Origin of the sequence: Devosia faecipullorum (genome assembly GCF_015158295.1) — a bacterium.
In the GTDB taxonomy this organism is placed as follows: Bacteria; Pseudomonadota; Alphaproteobacteria; order Rhizobiales; family Devosiaceae; genus Devosia; species Devosia faecipullorum.
On the sequence record NZ_JACDXV010000001.1, the window covers coordinates 1,003,816 to 1,027,093 of the forward strand.

The window sequence follows — 23,278 nt, forward strand, 5'->3', positions numbered from 1 at the left end:
CTCAAGACCGGTTCTATTTTGGCGGGGCCGGTTTGTCGTCCGCACCCTTGCTCTCCTCCCACGGCCATGCAAGAAACAAAAGTTGACGCATAGGGCAAGTAAATGACCAATCCTGTCACAAAAGATCGGCGCCACTTCGAAGATCTCGCAGTAGGCGAAATCATCGACCTGGGCTCCACCCATGTCAGCAAGGACATGATCACCAGCTTCGCCCGCGAATTCGATCCTTTCCCGTTCCACCTCGATGAAAAGGCCGCCAAGGAAAGCCTTCTGGGTGGCCTCGCATCCAGCGGTTGGCAGACCGGCGCGCTGAGCCTGCGCATGCTGGTCGACAATTTTCTCTCCACCATCGCCTCCTGCGGCGGCCTGGGCTTCCGTGATCTTAAATGGAAAAGCCCGGTCATGGTCAACGACACGATCGGCGGCACGGCCAAAATCGCCGAGCTGCGCCGCTCGGCCAGCCACCCGCAATGGGGCATCGTGACCCTCGATTTCGACATCACCAACCAGCATGGCAAGCCGGTCATGACCATGCGGCTGGCCAACCTGGTCGAATGCCGCAATGCGGAGGCCCTCGCATGACTCGCTGGTTCGAAGACATCGTCATCGACGAAATATTTCCCCTCGGCAGCCACAGCTTCACCACCGAGGAGATCATTCGCTTCGGCAAGCTCTATGATCCGCAATATTTTCATATCGATCCCGAACTTGCCAAACACAGCCATTTCGGCGGCTTGATCGCCTCGGGCTGGCATACGGTCAGCGTTGGGCACCGCAAGATGGTGGATGCCCTGTCGGCCGAGGAGGCGCGCCTGCGCGCTTTAGGTCAGGAGCCGGGCGTGTCAGGCCCCTCCCCCGGCGTGAACTCTATGGATTTCAAGGTTCCGGTTCGCCCCGGCGATACAGTAACCTATGAATTGGTCGTCACCGGCAAGCGCCCATCCAATTCCATCCCCGGATGGGGACTGCTGTTCAATCGCCTGACCGCAGTGAACCAGCAGGGCGAATTGGTCTATTCCGCCGATCTTGTCGGCTTTTCCAAGCTGCGCGACTATTCCATGCCGCTCAAACTGCGAGTGTTGCTCACTCTCACCAAAGTGCCCGTTCTCGGAAAGCTGATCCGGCGCGGCTCTTGAATCCATCGGGGCGCATCGGCAATCTCCTCACATGCGCCGATTCGCCCTTGCCCTCGCCCTCATCGCCTGTTCCGCAGCCCCTGCTCTTGCCCAGGCCTATCAAGGCAATTGGAGCTGCCGGGACGCCACCACGGAGCGCGTCGGCATCCTTACCGTTTATGGCCAGGTTTATGGCTGGGCCGCCCGCGCTACCGGTGATCCCAATTCTGGCACCGGGACGCTCACGCCCTATCAGGATGGAATCGGCCTCAACGACGGCAATCTGCGCGTCAACGGCAATATCCAGGCCGCTCGCATGATCAATGACCCCACCTACGGCGTAGCGATGCAACTGGAAACGGCTGAAGCTATCGTCATGCTCTGCACTCCACGCTGAGGCCAAATTTGCGTTTTCGCTGGCCCTACGGCAGCAGGGGCTTGAAATTTTCTCACGTTTGACGCATTTTTGACGGGCAGTGCCGGGCCCCTCTGGTCATAGCCCTTTGCTATGATGATGTCGGAACTGCTCCACAAGTCACATGGAGAAGGTCCCGGCGATGGAATCGCTTTTTGCCGCCCTATCGGGCGATTTTCTTGGTACTCCCGTCTATTTCTGGATCGCTTTCATTGCGATCGTGATCGGCCTGCTTGTTTTCGACCTCGGCATCCTGCACCGCGACGAGCACGAGATCGAAGCCAAGGAGAGCCTGCTGCTCTACGGCTTTTATGTCTGTATCGCCCTGGCCTTCGGCGCCTGGGTGTGGTTCCAGCGCGGCGCTGAGGCGGGGTTGGAATTCTACACCGGTTATTTGATCGAACAGTCCCTCGCCATGGACAATATGTTCGTCATCGCCACCATATTCGGCTTTCTCGGCATTCCGAGGCTCTACCAGCACCGCGTGCTGTTCTGGGGCATTCTCGGCGTGATCCTGTTCCGCGCCATCCTCATCGGCGTCGGCGCGGCGCTGGTCAACAATTTCAACTGGATCCTGTTCTTCTTCGGGACCTTCCTGGTCTTTACCGGCATCCGCATGTTCAGCCATTCTGACGATGAGCCGAACATGGATGACAACAAGATCCTGAAATTCATGCGCAAGCGGTTCCGCGTAACCGACACGCTGCGCGGCCGAGATTTCCTCGTCAAGGAGCCCGATCCCAAGACCGGTAGAATCGTCACCTGGCTGACGCCGCTGGCCATCGCCCTGATCATGGTGGAAATCGTCGACCTGATCTTCGCGGTGGATTCCGTGCCGGCCGTCTTTGCCGTCACCCAGGATACGTTCATCGTCTATACGTCCAACATTTTCGCCATTCTGGGTCTGCGCGCCCTTTATTTCGCGCTGGCGGCAGCGATGAACCGGTTTCGCTATCTACAGGTCTCGCTGGCCATTATCCTGGTGCTCATCGGCATCAAAATTTTCCTCGTGCCGCTGCATATCCATATCGACACCCTGCTTTCTCTGGTTGTGACCGTTGCTATCCTCGCGGGGGGTATTCTCTACTCGCTGTGGAAGACACGCAACGAGCCCAATGTCAGCGCCGAGGGCGAAACCAGGACGGGCCAGCTCAAACCCTGACCGGATGGAAGAAACCAACTGCAAAAGGCCCGGCGCAGCGCGTCGGGCCTTGAACCTTTCTTGCCGCATTTACTCGTTAACTCTTTGTCTGAAACATCGCATCGACACAGGAGACCGGCAAATGGGAGCCATTCACGAAATCGTCTTTGATTGCGAACGGCCAAAAGTGCTCGCCCATTTCTGGGCCGATCTGCTGGACGGATATGCAGTTCGCCCGCTCGACACCACCAGCGCCGCGCTGAGCTTCGCCCTCGGCCTCGACCCGGCGGAGCCCACGACGTTGATGGTCGACGGCCCTGGGCCTTCGCTCTGCTTTCAGAATGTAGATGGTCAGCGCCCGGACAATAATCGGGTGCATTTCGACGTGCAGGTCACCGACCGCTCCAGCGAAGTCGAGCGGCTGAAACAGGCTGGTGCCAGCGTGGAGCGCGTCCTGCCCACCTATACGATCATGCGCGACCCCGAGGGCAACCAGTTCGTGCTGGCTGATCGTCGCGAGGCCATTGCGGCCTGATCCCGCTGCCGCGCCGAAAAGGCCGGTCAGGGTCTCCTCTCAGGGCCGTGCACCCGAATGAAGCTTGATCATGGCCTCATTGCACCTGCCATTGAGGCGACAGTCGCGTCGCGCTGCCTGGTCATCCGAGCAGCAACGCCCTATGTCATCAATGCCCGGCAAATTCCATCAGTGCGCTGACGGCAATTCCTTCCGCCGCCAGCTTGCTTGCGCCGCCGAGATCGGGAAGATCGATAGCGAAAGCGGCCTGTTCGACCAGGGCGCCAGTCCGTCGCAACAGACCAACGGCGGCGATTGCCGTGCCGCCCGTTGCGATAAGGTCGTCCACCAGCAGCACTTTGTGGCCCGCCGTCACGACATCAGCATGAATCTCAATAGTGTCCACGCCATATTCAAGCGCGTAGTTCTGCCCGATCGTCTCACCGGGCAGCTTGCCCTTCTTGCGGATGGGCACGAAACCCGTTCCCAGCGCGATTGCCACGCCGGCTCCGAAAATGAAACCGCGCGCTTCGATGCCGGCGACATGGGTGATGCCCTGCCCCCGATGCGCCGCCGCGATGCGTTCGACGCTTTCCCGGAACCCATCCGGGTGCTCGATCAGCGTGGTAATATCCCGGAACAGGATGCCCTTTTTGGGATAATCCGGAATCGTGCGGACAAGCGATTTCAGGTCGAGCGACATCGACAGCCTTGCAAGGGTGGAAATAGTCAGGACTTGTTGCGGCCAAGCAGGTGCCGGGCCAAAACGCCGGCATTGTAGGCAGCATTGCGTGTTGTATTGATCGCGGTGTCTCGGGCCTTGGGATTGTTGACCACGGCCTGAACGCCAGCCCGGACCGCCGGATGGCGGCTGACGGCAATGGCGGTACTGACCACGGTAACGGCCAGGCGAATGGCGGACATCTGCATTTCCTCCAACACCGGAATGAGTTGGAATATCGGGGCAATAGCCCGGTTTGGCAAGGGGCTCACGTCAATGCGCGCGACCGTTTTCTGCTCTGCTCAAAGGCAAAGAGGCCCCGTAGGGCCTCTTCAACATCAATTGCCTAGCGCGTCCGGAGCGCAGGTGCTCGCGGCCCGGGATCAGTGTTCGATGCCGGCCCAGATCTTGCGCTTGGTGGCGTACATCAAGCCTGAGAACAGCACGAGAAACAGCAGGACGATGAAACCGGTCTGCTTGCGGCTCACCAGATGCGGCTCGGCCATCCACATCATGAAGGCGGCCACGTCGGTCGAATACTGGTCCAGCGTTTCGGGAACGGCGACCCCGTCTTCACCCGGCGTATAGGTCACCGAGCCGTCAGCCAGCGGCGGCGCCATGCTGATCGCGTGGCCGGGGAAATAGTCGTTGTAGTACTGACCATCGCCGAGGACGAAATCTTGCGGGGCCTCTTCCGGCACTTCATCGTGATAACCGGTCAGCAGCGCATGGATATAGTCCACCCCGCCTTCCTGGTAGCCGGTGAAGTAGTTAAACGCCCAAGTCGGGAACGGATCCTTGACGCCACGCGCCTTTGCCAAAACCGAGAAATCGGGCGGCAACGCGCCGCCCATGGCTTCGCGGGCTTCCTGATCATTGGCGAAAGGCGACGGCCAGCGGTCGGCCGGCACGGCAGTGCGGGTACCACCGTCGGCGGTCACATCGGCCACTTCATATTCGGCAGCCAAAGCCTTGACCTGCTCCTCAGAGAAGCGCGGGCCACCCGGTTCGCTGAGATTGCGGAACGCCATCAGGCGCGCGCCATGGCAGCTGGCACAGACTTCACGGAACACCTGAAAACCGCGCTGGAGCTGGTTTTCGTCATAGGTGCCGAAAATACCGGCAAAGCTCCAATTGACGCGCTGCGGCTGCTTGCCGGCCTCGGCGGCCTGCGCCGAAGCCATTGCGGAAATGCCCATGAAAGCGGCGAGAGCGGCGATGATGATCTTGTTCTTGAACATGATTTTCGCCCCCATCACGCTTTGGACTTGCCGAGAACGCTCTCGGAAATGCTGGTCGGCAGCGGCTTGGGCGTTTCGACACGCGACAGCACCGGCAGGATGACCAGGAAATACAGGAAGTAATAGGCGGTGCAGATCTTGGCGAGCGTCGTGTAGGGCTCGGCGGCTTCCTGGGCGCCGAGATACATCAGGCCGAGGAAGTTGATCACGAACAGCGCATAGAACCACTTGAACATCGGGCGGAACGTGCCCGAGCGGACCTTGGACGTATCCAGCCATGGCAGGATCAGCAGCATGAGCATCGACGCGCCCATGGCGATGACGCCACCCAGCTGCGAATTGATGAACAGCACGTTGAAGTCGATGGCGCGCAGGATCGTGTAGAACGGCAGCAGGTACCATTCCGGCACGATATGGGCCGGCGTCACCTGGCTATTGGCCATGATGTAATTGTCGGCGTGACCCAGAATATCGGGCGCAAAGAACACGAACCAGGCGAAGGGGATCATGAACAGCACCATCGCGAACAGATCCTTCATCGTATAATACGGATGGAAGGGAACGGTATCGCGGCTGTCCTTGACTTCGACGCCGACCGGATTGTTGTTGCCCGGAACGTGCAGCGCCCAGATATGGAGCGCCACGACGGCGGCAATCACGAATGGCAGCAGATAGTGCAGCGAGAAAAAGCGGTTGAGCGTCGGATTACCGACGGAGAACCCGCCCAGAACCAGCTGTTTGATGCTGTCGCCGACCAGCGGAATGGCCGAGAAGATATTGGAGATAACCGTGGCGGCCCAGAAGCTCATCTGGCCCCATGGCAGGGAATAGCCCATGAAGGCCGTCGCCATGGTCAGCACGAAGATGATGACGCCCAGGATCCAAAGGATTTCGCGCGGCGCCTTGTAGGAGCCATAGAACAATCCGCGGAACATGTGGATGTAAAGGGCCACAAAGAACATCGATGCGCCCACGGCGTGGACGGCCTGGATGATGCGGCCACCATTGACGTCGCGACGGATATGCTCGACCGAGTCGAAAGCCATGGCCACATTCGGCGTGTAGTGCATTGCCAGGATCACGCCGGTGACGATCTGCACACCGAGGCACATGACCAGGATCGCGCCGAAGGTCCACCAGTAATTGAGGTTCTTCGGCGTGGGGAAATCCATCAGATGTTCTTTGGCGAAGCGCACGACCGGTAGGCGGTCGTCGAGCCACTTCTCGACGGCATTTCCGGGAGTATAGGTAGAATGTTCAGACATCGGAAAAGCCCCCACTAGCCGATCTGGACCAGCGTATCGCTGACGAATTCATAAGGCGGCACCACCAGGTTCAATGGCGCCGGACCACGACGGATACGGCCGGCCGTATCATAGTGCGAACCATGGCACGGGCAGAACCAGCCATCGAAGTCACCGGCTTCACCGACCGGAACGCAGCCCAGATGGGTGCAGTTCGCGATCATGATCAGCCATTGCTCGTGACCCGGCTTGGTGCGCTGCTCGTCGGTCTCGGGATCCTTGAGATCCGCGAGCGGGACGGCCTTGGCTTCGGCGATCTCTGCCTCAGTGCGGTGCCGCACGAATACGGGCAGGCCGCGCCACATGATGGTCACCGACTGCCCCTCAGGAATGGCGCTGACATCGAATTCGATGCTCGCCAGCGCCAAGGTGGACGCGTCAGGATTGAGCTGATTGATCAGCGGCCAGACCACGGCTGCGGCGCCGACGGCGCCGACGGCGCCCGTGGCGACATAGAGAAAGTCCCGCCGGTTCGTGGATGAGTGTTCTGCTTGCGTGGCCAAGGTCCGTATCCCCGTACGATGCACAATTGACGGGGCCGGCTTCGGCGGCTTCATCCACATAAGCAGAATCGTGCAGCCGACCGCCCTCAAGCGGCCCGTCAGGTAGCGTCCTTTTTGCACTGTCACAAGAACTTGTCCAGTGCGCTCAAGGTGACAGTGCCCAACTGCGACACTATACCCAAGCCAAGCCCGGATTCCGGGGAGTTTATCTGTGCAGGAGCAAACGGCCTTGGCCATTGACCTCGCTCTCTACCAGCCCGACATCGCCGCCAATACCGGCACATTGCTGCGTCTGGGCGCCTGCCTGGGCGTTGCGGTACATGTGATCCATCCGGCCGGCTTTGCCATAACCCAACGCAATCTGGCCCGTTCGGGCATGGATTATCTCGAGCGGGCAAGTCTGGTCGAACACGATTCCTTTGCCGCGTTCGATGCCTGGAGACAGACCCAAAACCGCCGGCTGGTGCTGCTGACCACCAAGGCCAGCGCCTCCTCCTATCAAGCCGCGTACCGGGCCGACGACATCATCATGCTGGGCCGGGAAAGTGCCGGCGTGCCGGACGGCATCGCCGACCGGGCCGACCTGCGCATTCGCATCCCCATGCAGCCCGGCATGCGCTCGCTCAACGTCGCCCTTGCCGGGGCGATGATCCTGGGCGAAGCCATGAGACAGAATGGCGACTTTACACGGCTTTCCTGAAGGTTCATCTCCACCCCATGACACTCCCCCCTGATATCGAAGCCAAGAAATCCATTGCCAGCGCCTGGTTCCGCACCCTGCGCGACCGCATCCATGCCGAGCTCGAAATCATCGAGCGCGAGACCATCGGCATTCACGCTGACCGCTCCCCCGGTACGTTCGAGCGCACCCCCTGGGAGCGCGCAGGCGGTGGCGGCGGCGAAATGGGCATGCTGCATGGCCGCGTCTTCGAGAAAGCCGGCGTCCACGTTTCAACCGTATATGGCAATTTCAGCGAGGATTTCGCTCGCCAGATGCCCGGTACGGAAGCCGGCACCGAATTCTGGTCATCGGGAATTTCCTTGATCGTCCACCCCTGGAACCCGCATGTTCCGGCCGTGCACATGAACACCCGCATGATCGTCACCGGGAAACAATGGTGGGGTGGCGGGGCCGACCTAACGCCGGTGCTGGACAATCGCCGCACCCAGGACGATCCCGACACCATCGACTTCCACGCGGCCATGAAATCAGCCTGCCGGGACCACAAGGATGTCGATTACGAACGGTTCAAGACCTGGTGTGACGAATATTTCTTCCTGCCGCATCGCAACGAACCGCGCGGCATTGGCGGAATTTTCTACGATCAGTTCAATTCCGGCGATTGGGATGCCGATTTCGCCTTTACCCAGGCGGTCGGCGAAACCTTTCTCGACATCTATGCCAGGCTGGTTCGTCGTAATTTCGAAAAGACCTGGACCGAGGCGGAGCGTGAGGAGCAATTGATCCGGCGCGGTCGCTATGTCGAGTTCAACCTGCTCTATGATCGCGGCACCACGTTCGGCCTCAAGACCGGCGGCAATGTCAATTCCATCCTCTCCTCCATGCCCCCGGCGGTGAAATGGCCTTAGCGGCGTGGAGCGTTGTTCGGCCTTGCGGAACCTCGCCGCAAGGACCACGTTGATCGCGACCGGCCGTAACAAACGAGGTTCAGCAATGAAACGCTTTGATTCTGGCACCCTAATTCCCGGATCGACTTGGCGTGCCGAGGCGGAAACCGAGGCGGAAGTGGTGCGCCGCGCCGTCGAAAACATGAAAAGCCTCAACGGCGAAACCGAGGTGCGCCCCGAAATGGTCGAACGCATCAAGGAACGCATCGTCGATCTGGACAACACAGGGACAGCCCGGCACTAGGCAGACCCGGGCAACAATTCCAGCAGGGCATCACGGTCGAGGGTGAAGCTGCTCTCGACCCATGCGACTTCCAGTTTCTCCAGCGCCTCTCCGATTTGCGGGCCTGGCGGCATGCCCTGCGCCATCAAATCCTTGCCGCTGACCGGCAGAGGCGCGACCGGCAAGCGCGCCAGGTCCCGCGCGGTTTCCGCAAGTCTGTCGCGTGGCCAATTTTCGCGCGCCGCGGCCAGCGCCAGCCCTTCGACGGCGTCCTCGCCAAATCGATAGGCTGCCCAGTCTCCCTCACCTGCCGCAAGCAATGAGGCCGCTTCCGCCACATGTCCGGCGCGCGCCGTGATGGAATTGGAGAGTCGCCAATCGGCCTGCACCTGCTCCAGCCGCCCCGCCGCCACCAGCGCCAGCCGCGCTGCCTGGTCGCGTCCGCCAAGCGCCTCATAGCGCTGCAACGCAAGCAATGCATCATTCGTTAGCGGCAACAAGCCGATCCCCGCCATCACCCCTAATGTCCGGGCAATTTTCGGCAGCGCCAGCATGCGCAGCATTTCGCTGCCCACCCGTTCCCGCGACAGATGCGCCAGCGCCTGTGCCGCGTCACGGCAAGCCGCCAAGCCGTCCGCATCCAGGGATTCGCCGCCATGGCTCGCCGAGAAGCGGAAGAAGCGATAGACCCGCAATCCATCCTCGGCGATCCGCTGGCCCGCCTCGCCAATGAAGCGCACCCTGTCATTGAGCAGGTCGCCCACCCCGCCCAATGGGTCGAACAGCCTGCCATCGGCGAAACAATAAAGCGCATTGATGGTAAAATCGCGCCGCGACGCGTCCTGCACCCAATCCGTACTGAACGCCACTTCGGCGTGCCGTCCATTGGTGGCAACGTCCTCGCGCAGGGTCGTCACTTCAACCTCGACCCCCTCATGGCGCAGGGTCACCGTGCCATGCTCGATCCCCGTGGGATAAACGGCCATGCCCGAAGCCTTGGCCTTCTGCATCACCGCCACCGGCAACAATTCGGTGGCCATGTCGATATCGGTGTTTTCGCCCACCCGGTTCAGCAGGCTGTCGCGCACGATGCCGCCGACGGCGCGCGTGCGCCCCGCCTCCCCCTCGAGCACGGCGAAAATCGCCTGCACTGCCGGGTGCAGCAGCCATTCAGCATTCTCGAGACGCTCGGGGATCACAGTACGATCTCGCCGAGCGCCAGATCGCGGAATTTCCGCGTCAGATTGGCGGTGATACCCCAGATCATGTGCCCGTCATGATCGATCTGCCAGGTCGTATGCTCCTTGCCGGCGCGGCTGATGCGAAATCGTCCATAGGTCGCCGAATCGAGAATGCGGCTCAGCGGCACCTCGAACACCGAATGCACTTCCCCAGGATTGGGCACGAAAGGGCCACTGGGATCGACTTCGGCAACGACCGGGGTGATCAGGTAATTGGTGCCAGTATAATAGGTCGGCATATAGCCCAAAACCGTCGCGTCGGATGGGGCCATGCCCACTTCTTCATTCGCCTCGCGCAGGGCCGCCGCTGCAGCCCCGCCATCGGCACGATCCACCTTGCCGCCCGGAAAGGCCACCTGGCCGGAATGGGCCCGCAGGTCAGGCGAGCGCTCGGTATAGAGCACGGTATGCCCCTCCGGCCGCCGCACCAACGCGATCAGAACCGCAGCCGGCACCGGCGGCCGCGAAAATGGCGTCAATGGATCCCAATCGGGCACCAGTTCCTCCGCCGGCGCCAGAGGTGGCGCATCGGGCAGCAGGCGCATCATCAGCAGGTCGGCAATGTCTCTATCGATAGGCAAAGCGCGCTCGAACAAAATCAAAGGGCGGCCCGACCTTAGCCAAGCCGCCCATATGATAGAACGGATAATTGCACTTTTTTCGCCGCCAAGGCCTTTTATTCCGTGGCGTCGAACGCGGCAATTGCGCCCTTGAGCGATTTGGCGAGGCTTTTGTCCTCGGCCAGCAGCAGGACGCGGCTCGGATCGACCGGCCCCGGAAATTCGATATTGCCGGGCGTTGTGATCTCCCAGCCCAGCGGGCAATAATAATCCTGATCGCCCACCAGCAGCACGAATTGACCCTCACCGCGGGCCAGCGCCCGTGCGGTCACCTCCAGCGCCAGCAGCTTGCCTGCGCCGCGCTTGCGGAAACTGGGGTGAGTGGCCAGTGGCCCCAGCAGATAGCCCTTGAGGCCGCTGACGCTGATCGGGGTCATCCAGACCGCGCCGCAAGGCGTGCCATCCACCTCGGCGATCAGGCTGAGGCCCGGATCGATCGGAAACCGCTCGCGCACCCGAAAAGCGGTGCGCGCGAACCGGCCAGGACCGAAGGCAATGGCCTGCAATTCCTCGACGAAGGCGTCATCTGCGGGGGTGGCGGGCCGCACCATCAACTGGCCGGCAGGCGGGTTGGCAGCGGCGTCGGCCGCAACGAGCGTGGTCATGTGAGCAATCCGGGGGAAAGATGTGCAGAACAGTTTACGGGGGCAACGGCCTCCCGCTTGAACGACCACCTAGGGTCGTCGGTTTGTTCGCAATACCTTCACCATCCTGGACGCCTCCACGTCTGAATCCGCATTAGCATCAGCGGACTTGGCCGTAAATGGGAATATGAGTTTCACGCCGGAAATTCCTTGTGCCCTGTCGCTGCTGTGTCCCAAATGCACAACGCACTGTTATGCCGGAGCGGTCTTTTCCCGCCAATGCCCCATCATTAGGTAGGAAGCCGACAGCAAAATGACCGAAAGGGACCGAACATGGGACAATTGATCGACGGAAAGTGGTCCACCCAGTGGTACGACACCGCCAAGACTGGCGGCAAATTCGTGCGCTCGCAGGCCGGCTTCAGAAACTGGATCACCGCTGACGGCGCCCCCGGCCCTTCCGGCGAAGGCGGCTTTTTGGCCGAGGCCGACCGCTACCATCTCTATGTGTCGCTCGCCTGCCCCTGGGCGCATCGAACCTTGATCCTCCGCAAGCTCAAGGAACTGGACAAGCTGATCTCGGTCTCGGTGGTATCGCCCAAGATGCCGGACGAAAGCGGCTGGACATTCGACACCACGGAGGGCTCCACCGGCAACGCGCTCTTTGGCAAGAAAACCATGTGGCAGGTCTATACAGAGGCCGTTCCCGATTACACCGGGCGCGTTACCGTGCCTGTCCTCTGGGACAAAAAGACCGGCACCATCGTCTCCAACGAGAGCAGTGAAATCATCCGCATGTTCAATTCGGCCTTCAACGAATTGACTGGCAACACGGACGATTACTATCCCGAGCCCTTGCGCGAGGACATCGACGCCATCAATGCCCGCGTCTATGACGACATCAACAACGGCGTCTACAAGGCCGGCTTCGCCACCAGCCAGGCGGCCTATGACGAGGCGGTGTCAAAACTGTTCGAGGCGCTGGATTGGGTCGAGACCCTTCTTGGCGAGAATGCCTACCTCACCGGCGAGAGCATCACCGAGGCCGATTGGCGGCTCTTCACTACCCTGGTGCGCTTCGACGCCGTCTATGTCGGTCATTTCAAATGCAATCGCCGGCGCATCGCCGACTACCCGAACATTTCGCACTATCTCAAAGCGCTCTACGAAGTGCCCGGCGTCAAGGAAACGGTCGATCTCGACCACATCCGTACCCATTATTACTGGAGCCACACCACTATCAATCCGCACCGCATCATTCCCGTCGGCCCGGATTTGCCATTTCTGAAATAATCTAGAGGTTTGATCGAAGCGGGATGGTTTGCGAACCCAAACCGTCCCGCTCCGCCTCAATAGCCCCAAATGCTCCGCTTCTCGACGCCGTCGAAATATTCATCGATTCGCTGGCTGGTCGCCGGCGTCACGCCGTTGGGCAGCGAATGGCGGTCGAACCAGCCGATTTCGGCGATCTCGAAACTGCCCTTGTGATCAAATTGCTTTTCGAAGCTGGTGCAAACGAAGAAAGCCACATGATCGCGGTTCGTGACCGAGCTCGAATTGTGGTAGAGTCCGAACAGCTGCATCTGCCCCATGGGCTTGTGGCCGGTTTCCTCCAGCGTTTCGCGGGCCCCCGCTTCCTCGACGGTTTCTCCCGGCCCCACGCCGCCGCCGGGAAACTGCCAGCCGGGAATATGCCGGTGGCGGATCAGCAGCACCCGGTCGCCATCCACCACCATGACCCGTGCCCCCACGGTCAGGCGCAGCCATATACCCTTGAGGGTTAGGAACACCTTCGCCCGGATACGCTGGAAACGGTTCATCATCGGCTTGTCTCCCTGTTGCAGGCCGTCGCCGGAGCATCGGACCGACAAATGCGACGCGGCTTTCGATCCGTTCCGATGGGCTCTAGCAGAGCTTTGGCCGCGACAAAATCGTGTGAGAGCACGATTGACCGTTTTCTTGCTCATTTGCTTCTGGCAAAACCCCCGCAATGATAACTCTGGCCCATATCTCCGATATTCACCTTTCGCCCCTGCCCGAGGTGCGTCCGCGCGATCTGCTGAGCAAACGCCTGACCGGCTTTCTTAACTGGAAGCTCAAGCGCCATGGCGAGCTCAACAGCGAAACGCTGGTGCAGCTCGTCCAGCACATGCAGGCACAGAACGCCGACTTCACCGCAGTGACCGGCGACCTGACCAATCTGGCCCTGCCCGCGGAAATCGAACGCGCCGGGCGCTGGCTGCACGCCTTGGGCGGCAGCGAAAAGGTTGCGGTCTGTCCCGGCAATCACGACGCCTATGTGCCCGGCGCCCTGGAAGGGGCGCAAAATCTGTGGGGCGATTACCTCAAGGGCGAGACGCTTGAAGGCCAGGCTTTCCCCTTCGTGCGTCGCGTTGGCGATCTCGCCGTCATCTCCTGTTCCAGCGCCGTGCCCACCCCCCCGTTCATGGCCGTGGGGCGCTTCGAAGAAAAGCAGGCGGCCCGGCTGGCGCGGATATTGAAGCTTCTGGGCGACGCCGGCTATTTTCGCGCCGTGTTGATCCACCACCCTCCCAATGCCGAACTCCAGCACCCATCCTTCGGTCTCAAGGGGCATCGGCTGTTCCGGCAGGTCATCGCCGATCAGGGGGCCGAATTGGTCCTGCATGGGCACACCCATCGCTCGTCGATCCACCACATTCCCGGCAAGGACAACGAAGTGCCGGTGATCGGCGTCGCCGCCGCCAGCGCCGCCCAAGGCGGAACTCTGGACGATCCGGCCCGCTACAACCTCTTCCGCATCGAAAAGTCCGGCGCCGGCTGGCAATGCACCATGCGCGAATTCGGGTTTCAGCGCCTGGGCCAGGAAATCGTCATGCGCATGCAGATGCGGATCTACTGACCGACGGGCGTCGCGCTGCACAGCCCCACTCCCGCCAGAGCGGCAAATCACCTATATTGCGGTGATGACAAGCGAGTTGCCCGTGACCGAAACCTTTCGCATCGAACGCCCCTCCTTCGACCCTGCCACCGGGAAAGCGCTTTTTCCCTTTCGGTTGAACGATCTGGCCTTCACCGAAGTGCTGACCCTGCCCGCCGGGGCCGACGCTTCCGCCGCCGCCTCGCCCGCCTTCCGCAAAGTGCTCGATCTCACCGCTCTGGTGCTGGGCGTCTCCTATTTCAAGCTGCGCGCGCCCTTCGCCATCGAGGCGCCGCAAATTCCGCTCACCGCTGCCGAGCGCGCCTTTGTCATCGATGTTTATGAAAACGGGCTGGGCGAATTCTATGCCCGCAACAACCTCGCCCGCTTCGGCAAGCTGACCCTCTCCGCCCCTGACGATGCGGACGAACGCAAGCCCGCTATCGCCCTGCCCGATCGTACGCTGCTGCCCATCGGCGGCGGCAAGGACAGCCTGGTCAGCGTCGATCTGCTGACCCATACCGGCGTCGATTTCACTCCCTTCGCCGTCAATCCCAAGGGACCGATCCTGACTTCGGTGGAGGCCATCGGGGCGCCCCCGCTTTATGTCACTCGTACGCTTGATGCCGAGATGATCCGGCTGGGCCAGCAGGAGGGCTATTACAACGGCCACGTGCCCTCCACCGCCATCAATTCCATGATCGCGGCCCTCTGCGCCCTGCTCTACGGCTACAGCCAGATCGTATTGTCGAACGAGCGCTCGGCCAGCGAGGGCAATGTGATGTTCGATGGCCGCGAGACCAACCACCAATATTCCAAATCCCTCGGTTTCGAGCTGCTGATTGCCGATACGCTCGCCAATGCCACCGGCGGCGCACTCAAATATTTCTCGCTGCTCCGCCCCTATTCGGAAGCCCGCATCGCGTCGCTCTTTACCCAGAGCACCAGGTTTGACGCTGTCTTTTCAAGCTGCAACCGCAATTTCCGCCTTACAGGCAATGACGGCCCGCTTTGGTGCGGCGACTGCCCCAAATGCCATTTCGTCTTCCTGATTTTCGCGCCCTTCATGAAGAAGGAGCGGCTGTTGCGCATTTTCGGCAAGAACCTGCTCGACACCCCGGCCAATGAACATTCCTTCCGCGAATTGGCAGGGCTGACCGGGCAGAAACCATGGGAATGCGTCGGTGAAATCCTCGAAGCCGCCGCCTGCTTCTATACGCTCACCCGTCATGCCGACTGGCACGAGGACGCCGTGGTCCGAGCGGTGAAGGCCGACCTCTTTGCCCAATATGGCGAGGAAAAGCTGCAATTGGCCATGGCCGAATGCCTCACCGACAGCCGCGACCACCATATTCCGCCTGCCCTTGCCGCGAGGGTCGCCGCCTATGCGGTTTGAAGAACCCGTTCTGCTCTACGGCGCCGGCAAGGAAGCCGTTTCGACCCGCGCTTTTCTCAAGGCGCGCCAGCCCGACCTGAAGGTCTTTGTCACCGTCGATAGCGGCAGCGCCGATATTGCCGAAACCGAAGCGATTGCACCCGCCGATTTACCTGCGGCGTTCCAGGCACATCGCTTTGGCCTCATCGTCAAAAGCCCCGGCGTGTCACGGTATAAGCCATTATTCGAGCTCGCGGCGGCAGCCGGCATTCCGGTGACGTCCAATCTCAACCTTTGGGGAGCGGCCTATCGGCAGGGCCGCACCATGATTGCCATAACCGGCACCAAGGGCAAATCCACCACCGCCACGCTTACTCATCTGATGCTCACCCATTCGGGACTGGATGCGGGACTGGCCGGCAATGTCGGCCTCGCTCCGCTCGACATCGCGGACAAGCATGAGATCGTCATCTTCGAATTGTCGAGCTACCAGACGGCCGACATGAATGTGCTGCCCGATATTGCGGCGCTCACCAACCTCTATCCCGAGCACGTCGATTGGCATGGCACCGTCGAGCGCTATTACGCCGACAAATTACACCTGATCGACCGCGAGGGTGGTTTCGCTGTGGCTTTGGGTGAAACCGCAAAGACAAATGCCCTCGTCGCCAAGGCTTTGCGCGACCCTCGCCGCCTGCTGCGCGACCTCACGGCGGATGAAGAACGGGCCATCGAGCAGGCCGCCCTGCACTCGCGCCTGCGCGGCGCACACAACCTTGACAATGCCCGGCTGGCGGCGCGCATCGCTCTGGGCGCTGGCGGCACGCTTGACGGTATCTTGGCCGGCGTCGCCGCTTTCCAACCCCTTCCGCATCGGCTGGAAGAGCATGTTTTCGGCACCGTTACCGTGGTCAACGATTCCATCTCCACTACGCCTGAAGCCACCAAGGCCGCCCTTGCCGCCTATCCCGAGCGGCGCATCGCGCTGATCGCGGGCGGCCATGAGCGGCAGCAGGATTATACCGAATTGGCGGGCCTGCTGGATCAGCGCGGTGTCACCGTCCTCGCCACCCTCCCGGTCACGGGCGACAGGCTCGCCGCCGCCACCCGCGCCGCCGCCCCGTCCATTGAAATCATCGAGGCCCCCGATCTCGATGCCGCGCTATTGGCGCTCTCCACCCGAACCGGCCGCTTCGACACGCTGATCCTCTCGCCCGGCGCGCCGTCCTACAACCAGTTCAAGAATTTTGAGGAGCGCGGCTCCCGCTTCGTCAGCCGCTGCGCACAATTGTTCGGCTCGTCCTAGTAGGGCCCATTGAGCGCCGCTGCGGGCACCCCAGCGGAGAGCAGTGCGACTCGAATCTCGCGCAGCAATTTCTCGTCGCTGATGCTTTGGCGCAATTGCGTCAGCACGCCATGAGAGCGAAAGTCGGCAAAGTCGAGCACCCGAGGCAGATAGCGGTTGACGATGTCGGTGTCGCCCAGCGCCTGCCCCGCCATCACCGCCAGAACCGGTCCCAATTCCCGATCCGCGTCCGCGTAGATTCCGGCATAGGCCACCGCCTTCTGGTATTCGCTCTGCCGCAGCGCTTCCAGCACCGGCACCCCATAATACCAGGGCGGCGGCGCCGGGCTCTCGGCAATGATGCGCTCGGCAAGCCGCGCGGCGCTGTCCTGCCGCCCCAGCAATGCCAGATGCATGGCCCGGGCCGCAATCGCATCGCTATCCGCTGGGTTGAGTTGCAGGGCGGTGCCATAGGCCGCCTCGGCCAGATCGTGCAACCCCATCGATTGCAGCAGCCGCGCCCGCTGCTCCCAGACAAAGCCGCTGACCGGTGCCCGCTCAATGGCCAGCGACAGCAATCTTTCCGCCTCGGCGAACCGCTCCTCGGCAGGCATGTCCGCAGAACTGATTTCGGCCATGAGGCTGGCTTTGGCGGCCAGCGCCTGGCCGTTATTGCTCTCGTCCTCGCCCAGTGCCGCAAAGCAGTTCTGCGCGCGCTCGGCAGCGCCCGCCGCGCCGCTTTCTCGATAAAGATCGAACAACATGCGGCAGAGATAAAGATTTTCGCCGCCGGTGAAAGCGACATAGCCGTTGAGCAACAAGCGGGCGCGGGTGTGTAGCGGACCGCGCGAATTGCCCAGAACCAGGCTGAGCCGCTCGGCGACATGGTTGACCATATCCACCCGCCGCGCCTCCGCGCCGGTCAGCGCGATGCTGCGATTCCATACCACCGATGCGCTCGTCGCCTCGGTGAGGATGGCGCTGTATTGCAGCCCGCCGGCGATCCGCCGGACGATGCCGCTCAGCACGTAATCGACGCCCTGAGCCGTGGGAGCAGCCCCAACGCCTCCCCCATATCGAACCGAGACCGTCTCGAACTTTCCCAGATCGTTCACCAGTTCGACGGCCAGAGCCGCCGCCATGCCGATATCTCCGACATCGCCGGTGAGACTCTGGAACTCGGTCACCAGCAGCGAAGGCGGATCGATCAGCGCCCCGACTGGCACACCCCGCGTTTCCTGCCGCTCCCAGGCCGAAAACGCGAACGCCAGAATGGCGAAGCCGATAGTGAACACCGCCAGCAGCAGCCAGGCGGCGGGTAGACCAACCGGCTCGGGGATCGACGACAAGGCTCCCTCGCCCTGCCCCACCTCGTTTCCCTCAGCGATCGCTCCGCTCAAGCGGACGAATTCGGGCACATAGCGACCGGTGGGCAAGGTAATGCGAACCGCATCGTCCGCGCCCTCCTCGCGATAGAATTGCCCGATCAGCGCGCGCAAGCGCCGGGCCTGCACTCGCACGATCGGGTCCGATTGCGGGTCGAAATCCGTGGATCGACCGAAAACGTCCACCGCAATCGAATAGGCTTTGATCGATTGCGCCTCGCCCGCCAATTTCCGCTGTACGATATAGTCGAGGAACTTGGCCAATTGGCCGGACCGTGCGATAGCCGGCCATGACAGCAGATGCTGCAGGGCCTCGGCCACTTCCTCATTGCGAGGCTCGCCATCGGACACGCGGAATCCCCTTCGTAACCGCGCGCAATAGTGACTCTTTACATGTAAAAGACAACCCGCGTTACAGGCGATTTACGCCGATTTGCCTGTGCAGAATTCACCTCGTTCGCCATATGCGCCCAGTCGATGTCACAAACTCGGCATGTTTCCCGGCGGATAGGCCCCGCCCGGACGTGTTCTACAACAATATTGACCACCCCTGCCCGGCGCTGATCACGCCCCGGACCGGGCCTTGTGTTTTGTATGCGTTGCCCTGCACGGCGCGGGGATTTGAGGTGACCGTTGCAACCGGACAATTCTGTCTCGCCTTTCATTGTGTTGATCGATGACGATGAGCATTCCGCGCATCTGCTGACCCGCATGCTCGTCGCCCATGGCGCGCCTTCTATCCGCCATTTCGCCGACGCCGGGGCAGGTGAAGCCGCATTGGCGACGATCCTGGCGAATCCGCAGGGTGCCTGGCCGGGTCTCGTCGTCGTCGACCTCAAGGCCCATAGCGGTGCCAATGCCGAATTTGCGGCACGCAATCAGGTGGCTCTGCACCAGAAGGGCATTCCTCTGGTCATCATGACGGCACCGACGGACAGCGGCGGGCGGCGCATCTTGCATGATGCCGGCGCGGCGGCAGTATTTTTCCGGCAGGCCGAACTCGACGCCTATCGGCGCGAAGCGGCCGCCATAGTCAGTTTCTGGGCCCGCAGTCAGAGCCTGGATGCGATTGGCATGTAGCTCCTGCGTCCACAGGTTGCATGTCTTCGGCGGAAAGAGTAGCCGCGGCCCAGCTTTGGCTGGCCGCATTCCCAGGCGTCTCTTTCCGCCATCTCACAGGATCGGCGGCCTGCACCACCGTCGATCCAGCAGCGCGGGATAAATTCAAAGCCCGCGCAGGGAAACGGATGCGACACCTCCCGGTCGCGTCCGTACGGGGGGAGAAGTCTATTGCCGGTCGCCTGTGTCCCTCGGGCGGCAGGGCGCTTATCAGGACTTCTCCCCGCGACCCGTCGCCGTTGCCGGGTCCGGCTTGCCGCCCACGACGCGGTGCGCCACCACCCTGAGGGCCGCCAGAACCAGAATGGCGAACAGCGCCACCATGCCGGCAATGATGTAATAACCAAGAGCCGTCGCCACGCCCACGGCGCCGGCCAGCCACATGCCCGCGCCCGTAGTCAGCCCCTGCACATTGCGCCCGCTGCGAAAAATCGCACCCGCGCCCAGAAAGGCGATCCCGGCCGTCACGGCCTCGACCGCGCGGATCGGGTCCGCCTTCGGGCCTTCCGGCCCCGCCTCGATAGTGTGAAAGATTTCAAAGGTCAGGATGGTGAACAGAGCCGCTGCCACCGAGACCAGGATATGGGTGCGCAATCCCGCTTCGGCCGTATTGATTTCACGCTCGAAGCCGATCATCGCTCCGAAAATCGCCGCTATCAGCAGCCGCAGGGCGATGATGTGCTGGGGCAGATATGTATCCACCAGCCCGAAAGAATTGCCGACATCCATGGGAACACCCGAAAGCGTGACGCTGTTCTCACAACACCGCCGATGCCCACAGGTTCCCTGAGCCGTCTCCCGCAAGCCGTTCCTATTCGGCCACGCGGATTTGCAGCTTCACGTCGCCGGGACGCGCCTCGGCCGCGCGCTCAAAGGCCTTGATCGCGTCTTCGAAGGGAAAGGTTTCTGAAATCAGCGGCTTGAGATCGACCTTGCCCGAGGCGATCAGCGCGATGGCGCGATCATATTGGTGAGCATAGCGGAACACATTCTCGATCCGCACTTCCTTGACCGAGGCTCCGGCGATATCCACGGCCACCGGCTCAACCGGCAAGCCCACCACCACTATGCAGCCGCCCGGCCTCGGCAGATCCATGATGCCCTGCCAGGCCCGGGGCGATCCGGAACATTCGAACACCAGATCGGCGCCCCAGCCATCGGTCAGTCCGGCAACCGCTTCGGCGAGGTTCTGCTCGCTTATATTGACGGTGGTGATGCCCGCATATCGGGCCGCGATGTCGAGCTTGGGCTGGGCCAGATCGGCCAGGATCACCCTTGCGCAACCGCCGGCCAAAGCTGCCAGCGCCACCATGGTGCCGATGGGCCCGGCGCCGAGCACGACGGCGGTATCACCCGGCTGGATACGCGCCTTGCTCGCCGCCTGCATACCCACGGCGAATGGCTCCACCATTGCGCCTTCAGCAAAACTAACATGATCGGGCAATCTGAAAGTATAATTGGCATTGTGCACCACTTCGGGCGTCAACACCCCATGCACCGGCGGCGTCGCCCAGAAGGTCACGCCCGGATCAATATTATACATGCCCAGCCGGCTGGCGCGTGAATTCGGATCGGGGACGCCCGGCTCCATGCAGACCCGGTCGCCCACGGCCAGATGGGTCACGCCCTCTCCCACTTCCACTACCGTTCCAGCGGCCTCATGCCCCAGCACCATGGGCTCACGCACCACGAAGGGGCCAATCCGTCCATGGGTATAATAATGCACGTCCGACCCGCAAATTCCGACGGTGTGGATGGCAATGCGCACCATGCCCGGCCCGACCGCCAGCGGCAGGTCTATATCGCGCAGGGCCAGTTCATGCTGGCGCTCAAGCACCAGCGCTCGCATCTTTGCCATCTCATCCTCCGCGAAAGCACAATGAGCATTAGCGCATGAACTGGGCAAATGCCATATCGATACATCAAGGCGGCGAAGATTTCGGCGCTTATGTTCGCCGGCAGGCGATCAGCCCGGCGCGTGCTGCATCACCGAAAAAACCGCGAAGATGACGGCGAAAGCAATGACGATCGCCACCAGCGAAATGGTCAATACCCGCAAGTTCATCCGGCGCGGACTGGCCTGGCGGACATCGGTCGTGCTCCTGTTCGGATCATAGATTTCCATTTGATACACTCCAAGCAAAGACCATAGGCGAACGCCTGCCACAGGTGCCGGTTCCCTGCGGCGCGCTCACGGGGGGCTTGACGCCGCCCCAACGCCGATCAAGGCTCCGGCATGACCAAGCACGAACCCGCCACCTCCCCCGAATTGCTCACACGCATGATCATGGCCGGCCGGAGCAAGACTCCCGCCGACCTCGTGATCCGCGACATCGGCCTGCTCGACGTCATCACCGGCGCGGTGACCATCACCGACATCGCCATCGTCGCCGACCGCATCGTGGGCATTCACGGCCGCTATGACGGCCAAACCATTGTCGATGGCACCGGCCGCTTCGCCGTCCCCGGCTTCATCGATACCCATCTCCACATCGAATCCTCGCTGGTCACCCCGCTCGAATTCGATCGCTGCGTGCTGCCCCACGGCGTCACCACCGTGCTCTGCGATCCGCACGAGATCGCCAATGTGCTGGGCGCGGAAGGCATTCGCTATTTTCTCGACAGCGCCAGCCGCACCATCATGGATGTGCGCGTCAATCTCTCCTCCTGCGTTCCCGCCACCCCGTTCGAAACCGCCGGCGCCCAGCTCGAAATCGACGACCTGCTGCCGTTCCGCGACCATCCCAAAGTGGTCGGCCTCGCTGAAATGATGAATTTCCCCGGCGTGCTCAGTGCCGATCCGGGCATCATCGCCAAGCTCGTCGCCTTTCAGGATAGCCATATCGATGGTCATGCGCCGCTTCTGCGCGGCATGGCGCTCAACGGCTATCTTGCCGCCGGCATCCGCACCGACCACGAGGCCACCAGCGCCGCCGAGGCACGCGAGAAACTCGCCAAGGGCATGGCCATCCTCATTCGCGAAGGCTCGGTGTCCAAGGACTTGAACGCCCTCGCCGAAATCCTCGACGAAAACACGTCCAGCTTCGTCGCCCTGTGCACTGATGACCGCAATCCGCTCGACATCGCCGAGGAAGGGCATCTGGATTCATCCATTCGCCGTCTCATCGCCATGGGCCGGCCGCTGCATCATGTCTATCGCGCCGCCAGTCATTCCGCCGCCCGGATTTTCGGGCTGCGCGACCGTGGCCTTCTCGCCCCCGGCTGGCGCGCCGACATAGCCATTCTCGATAGTCTTGAAGATTGCCGCGTCTCGGACGTCATCGCCGCCGGCCGTCTGGTCACGCCCGCACTGTTCGACACGCGCCAGGATATCCCCCCGGTCGGCCTCGCCTCCATGAAGGCCAAGCCGGTTGAGGCCGCCTCTTTCATCACCGAACCGAAGCCGGGGCAGAACCGTGTTCCCGTCATCGGAGTAAAACCCGGCCTCATCCTCACCTTCCGCGAGGAAGCGACGCTCGCCGGCACCGAAAAGGGCCTGCAACCCGATCTCGACCTCGATGTCATCAAGGTCGCGGTCATCGAGCGTCATGGCAAGAACGGCAATATCGGGCGCGCCTTCGTCACCGGCTTTGGCCTCAAGCGCGGCGCCATCGCCTCATCGGTCGGTCACGACAGCCACAATATCACCGTGGTGGGCGCCGATGACCTAGACATGGCGGTCGCAGTCAATCGGTTGATCGAACTGGGCGGCGGCTTCGCCGTCGCCGAAGGGGGCAAGGTCACGGCCGAGCTGGCGCTGCCCATTGCCGGGCTCATGAGCCTCAACAGCTTCGAACAGGTCGCCCAAGATCTGCACGATCTGCGTGACGCCGCCAAGGCGCTTGGCTGCGTCCTGCCCGAACCATTCCTGCAAGTCGCCTTCCTCGCCCTACCGGTCATCCCTCATCTCAAGATGACCGACAGGGGCCTGTTCGACGTCGATAAGTTCGATTTTGTGGCCTGA

The 23,278-nt window shown here is 61.8% G+C and carries 27 protein-coding genes; 14 read left to right on the plus strand and 13 right to left on the minus strand.

The window, feature by feature from the left end; all coding sequences use genetic code 11:
• The first annotated feature begins 102 nt into the window (after window positions 1–102).
• From H0482_RS05000 to H0482_RS05020, 5 genes are all read left to right on the plus strand, one after another.
• Window positions 103–582 (plus strand): MaoC family dehydratase, encoded by a 480-nt coding sequence (locus H0482_RS05000; RefSeq protein WP_193728893.1) that lies wholly within the window; start codon window positions 103–105, stop codon window positions 580–582.
• Complete coding sequence (locus tag H0482_RS05005) at window positions 579–1,136, plus strand: MaoC family dehydratase (protein WP_193728894.1); 558 nt, start codon at window positions 579–581, stop codon at window positions 1,134–1,136. Before H0482_RS05000 ends, H0482_RS05005 begins: the two co-directional genes overlap by 4 nt.
• A gap of 31 nt (window positions 1,137–1,167) precedes the next feature.
• Window positions 1,168–1,512, plus strand: a complete 345-nt coding sequence (locus H0482_RS05010; RefSeq protein WP_193728895.1) for a hypothetical protein — start codon at window positions 1,168–1,170, stop codon at window positions 1,510–1,512.
• 160 nt (window positions 1,513–1,672) lie between these two features.
• A complete protein-coding gene (locus tag H0482_RS05015; RefSeq protein ID WP_193728896.1) occupies window positions 1,673–2,692 on the plus strand; it encodes a TerC family protein in 1,020 nt (339 codons plus the stop codon).
• A 121-nt stretch (window positions 2,693–2,813) separates the two neighbouring features.
• The gene (locus H0482_RS05020) at window positions 2,814–3,206 is read left to right on the plus strand and encodes a VOC family protein (protein WP_193728897.1); all 393 of its coding nucleotides are present in this window, start codon (window positions 2,814–2,816) and stop codon (window positions 3,204–3,206) included.
• A 148-nt stretch (window positions 3,207–3,354) separates the two neighbouring features.
• Here H0482_RS05020 and H0482_RS05025 read toward each other — a convergent pair whose 3' ends face one another.
• The 5 genes from H0482_RS05025 to petA all read right to left on the minus strand — a co-directional run bounded on the left by H0482_RS05025 (window position 3,355) and on the right by petA (window position 7,008).
• Window positions 3,355–3,888, minus strand: a complete 534-nt coding sequence (locus H0482_RS05025) for an adenine phosphoribosyltransferase (RefSeq protein ID WP_193728898.1) — start codon at window positions 3,886–3,888, stop codon at window positions 3,355–3,357.
• Window positions 3,889–3,914: 26 nt separating this feature from the next.
• Window positions 3,915–4,109, minus strand: coding sequence for a hypothetical protein (locus H0482_RS05030; RefSeq protein WP_193728899.1), 195 nt, complete (start codon window positions 4,107–4,109; stop codon window positions 3,915–3,917).
• Between the two features lie 180 nt (window positions 4,110–4,289).
• Window positions 4,290–5,147, minus strand: coding sequence for a cytochrome c1 (locus H0482_RS05035; RefSeq protein ID WP_407925688.1), 858 nt, complete (start codon window positions 5,145–5,147; stop codon window positions 4,290–4,292).
• 14 nt (window positions 5,148–5,161) lie between these two features.
• A complete protein-coding gene (locus H0482_RS05040; RefSeq protein ID WP_193728900.1) occupies window positions 5,162–6,412 on the minus strand; it encodes a cytochrome b in 1,251 nt (416 codons plus the stop codon).
• Window positions 6,413–6,426: 14 nt separating this feature from the next.
• Window positions 6,427–7,008 carry a ubiquinol-cytochrome c reductase iron-sulfur subunit gene (petA, locus tag H0482_RS05045; protein WP_193728901.1) on the minus strand — a complete coding sequence of 194 codons (582 nt, stop codon included), beginning with the start codon at window positions 7,006–7,008 and terminating at the stop codon, window positions 6,427–6,429.
• 181 nt (window positions 7,009–7,189) lie between these two features.
• On the opposite strand from petA, the gene H0482_RS05050 reads away from it, so the two are divergent.
• The 3 genes from H0482_RS05050 (at window position 7,190) to H0482_RS05060 (ending at window position 8,827) form a co-directional block, all read left to right on the plus strand.
• A complete protein-coding gene (locus tag H0482_RS05050) occupies window positions 7,190–7,654 on the plus strand; it encodes a tRNA (cytidine(34)-2'-O)-methyltransferase (RefSeq protein WP_193729096.1) in 465 nt (154 codons plus the stop codon).
• On the plus strand, window positions 7,651–8,544 hold the full coding sequence (gene hemF / locus H0482_RS05055; protein ID WP_407925694.1) for an oxygen-dependent coproporphyrinogen oxidase: 894 nt from the start codon (window positions 7,651–7,653) through the stop codon (window positions 8,542–8,544). Before H0482_RS05050 ends, hemF begins: the two co-directional genes overlap by 4 nt.
• Before the next feature lie 85 nt (window positions 8,545–8,629).
• The gene (locus H0482_RS05060) at window positions 8,630–8,827 is read left to right on the plus strand and encodes a DUF1059 domain-containing protein (protein ID WP_193728903.1); all 198 of its coding nucleotides are present in this window, start codon (window positions 8,630–8,632) and stop codon (window positions 8,825–8,827) included.
• Here H0482_RS05060 and H0482_RS05065 read toward each other — a convergent pair.
• From H0482_RS05065 to H0482_RS05075, 3 genes are all read right to left on the minus strand, one after another.
• Window positions 8,824–10,005 carry a CCA tRNA nucleotidyltransferase gene (locus H0482_RS05065; RefSeq protein WP_193728904.1) on the minus strand — a complete coding sequence of 394 codons (1,182 nt, stop codon included), beginning with the start codon at window positions 10,003–10,005 and terminating at the stop codon, window positions 8,824–8,826. The two genes, H0482_RS05060 and H0482_RS05065, sit on opposite strands and share 4 nt — an antisense overlap.
• Window positions 10,002–10,628: a CoA pyrophosphatase gene (locus tag H0482_RS05070; RefSeq protein WP_193728905.1), complete on the minus strand. Its 627-nt coding sequence runs from the start codon at window positions 10,626–10,628 to the stop codon at window positions 10,002–10,004. Before H0482_RS05070 ends, H0482_RS05065 begins: the two co-directional genes overlap by 4 nt.
• 95 nt (window positions 10,629–10,723) lie before the next feature.
• The gene (locus H0482_RS05075; protein WP_210319068.1) at window positions 10,724–11,272 is read right to left on the minus strand and encodes a GNAT family N-acetyltransferase; all 549 of its coding nucleotides are present in this window, start codon (window positions 11,270–11,272) and stop codon (window positions 10,724–10,726) included.
• A 312-nt stretch (window positions 11,273–11,584) separates the two neighbouring features.
• Here H0482_RS05075 and H0482_RS05080 point away from each other — a divergent pair, with 312 nt between their 5' ends.
• A complete protein-coding gene (locus tag H0482_RS05080) occupies window positions 11,585–12,544 on the plus strand; it encodes a glutathione S-transferase family protein (RefSeq protein WP_193728906.1) in 960 nt (319 codons plus the stop codon).
• Between the two features lie 56 nt (window positions 12,545–12,600).
• On the opposite strand, the gene H0482_RS05085 is transcribed toward H0482_RS05080, so the two are convergent.
• Window positions 12,601–13,074 carry an NUDIX domain-containing protein gene (locus H0482_RS05085; protein WP_193728907.1) on the minus strand — a complete coding sequence of 158 codons (474 nt, stop codon included), beginning with the start codon at window positions 13,072–13,074 and terminating at the stop codon, window positions 12,601–12,603.
• A 167-nt stretch (window positions 13,075–13,241) separates the two neighbouring features.
• On the opposite strand from H0482_RS05085, the gene H0482_RS05090 reads away from it, so the two are divergent.
• The 3 genes from H0482_RS05090 (at window position 13,242) to murD (ending at window position 16,831) form a co-directional block, all read left to right on the plus strand.
• Window positions 13,242–14,132 (plus strand): metallophosphoesterase family protein, encoded by an 891-nt coding sequence (locus H0482_RS05090; protein ID WP_193728908.1) that lies wholly within the window; start codon window positions 13,242–13,244, stop codon window positions 14,130–14,132.
• Between the two features lie 82 nt (window positions 14,133–14,214).
• Entirely contained in the window at window positions 14,215–15,546 is a 1,332-nt protein-coding gene (locus H0482_RS05095) for an endonuclease domain-containing protein (RefSeq protein WP_193728909.1), read from the plus strand.
• Window positions 15,536–16,831 (plus strand): UDP-N-acetylmuramoyl-L-alanine--D-glutamate ligase, encoded by a 1,296-nt coding sequence (gene murD / locus H0482_RS05100; protein ID WP_193728910.1) that lies wholly within the window; start codon window positions 15,536–15,538, stop codon window positions 16,829–16,831. The genes H0482_RS05095 and murD overlap by 11 nt, the downstream gene beginning before the upstream one ends.
• Here the strand turns inward: murD and H0482_RS05105 are convergent.
• Window positions 16,828–18,546, minus strand: a complete 1,719-nt coding sequence (locus H0482_RS05105; RefSeq protein ID WP_193728911.1) for a hypothetical protein — start codon at window positions 18,544–18,546, stop codon at window positions 16,828–16,830. The two genes, murD and H0482_RS05105, sit on opposite strands and share 4 nt — an antisense overlap.
• A 282-nt stretch (window positions 18,547–18,828) precedes the next feature.
• Between H0482_RS05105 and H0482_RS05110 the strand changes: the two genes are divergently transcribed.
• Window positions 18,829–19,275 (plus strand): response regulator transcription factor, encoded by a 447-nt coding sequence (locus H0482_RS05110; protein WP_193728912.1) that lies wholly within the window; start codon window positions 18,829–18,831, stop codon window positions 19,273–19,275.
• A 249-nt stretch (window positions 19,276–19,524) separates the two neighbouring features.
• On the opposite strand, the gene H0482_RS05115 is transcribed toward H0482_RS05110, so the two are convergent.
• The 3 genes from H0482_RS05115 to H0482_RS05125 form a co-directional block, all read right to left on the minus strand.
• Complete coding sequence (locus H0482_RS05115; protein WP_193728913.1) at window positions 19,525–20,043, minus strand: MgtC/SapB family protein; 519 nt, start codon at window positions 20,041–20,043, stop codon at window positions 19,525–19,527.
• 82 nt (window positions 20,044–20,125) lie between these two features.
• Window positions 20,126–21,172 carry an NAD(P)-dependent alcohol dehydrogenase gene (locus H0482_RS05120; RefSeq protein WP_193728914.1) on the minus strand — a complete coding sequence of 349 codons (1,047 nt, stop codon included), beginning with the start codon at window positions 21,170–21,172 and terminating at the stop codon, window positions 20,126–20,128.
• A 108-nt stretch (window positions 21,173–21,280) separates the two neighbouring features.
• Window positions 21,281–21,439, minus strand: a complete 159-nt coding sequence (locus tag H0482_RS05125; RefSeq protein ID WP_193728915.1) for a hypothetical protein — start codon at window positions 21,437–21,439, stop codon at window positions 21,281–21,283.
• A gap of 111 nt (window positions 21,440–21,550) precedes the next feature.
• Between H0482_RS05125 and ade the strand changes: the two genes are divergently transcribed.
• Window positions 21,551–23,278, plus strand: a complete 1,728-nt coding sequence (gene ade, locus H0482_RS05130) for an adenine deaminase (RefSeq protein WP_193728916.1) — start codon at window positions 21,551–21,553, stop codon at window positions 23,276–23,278.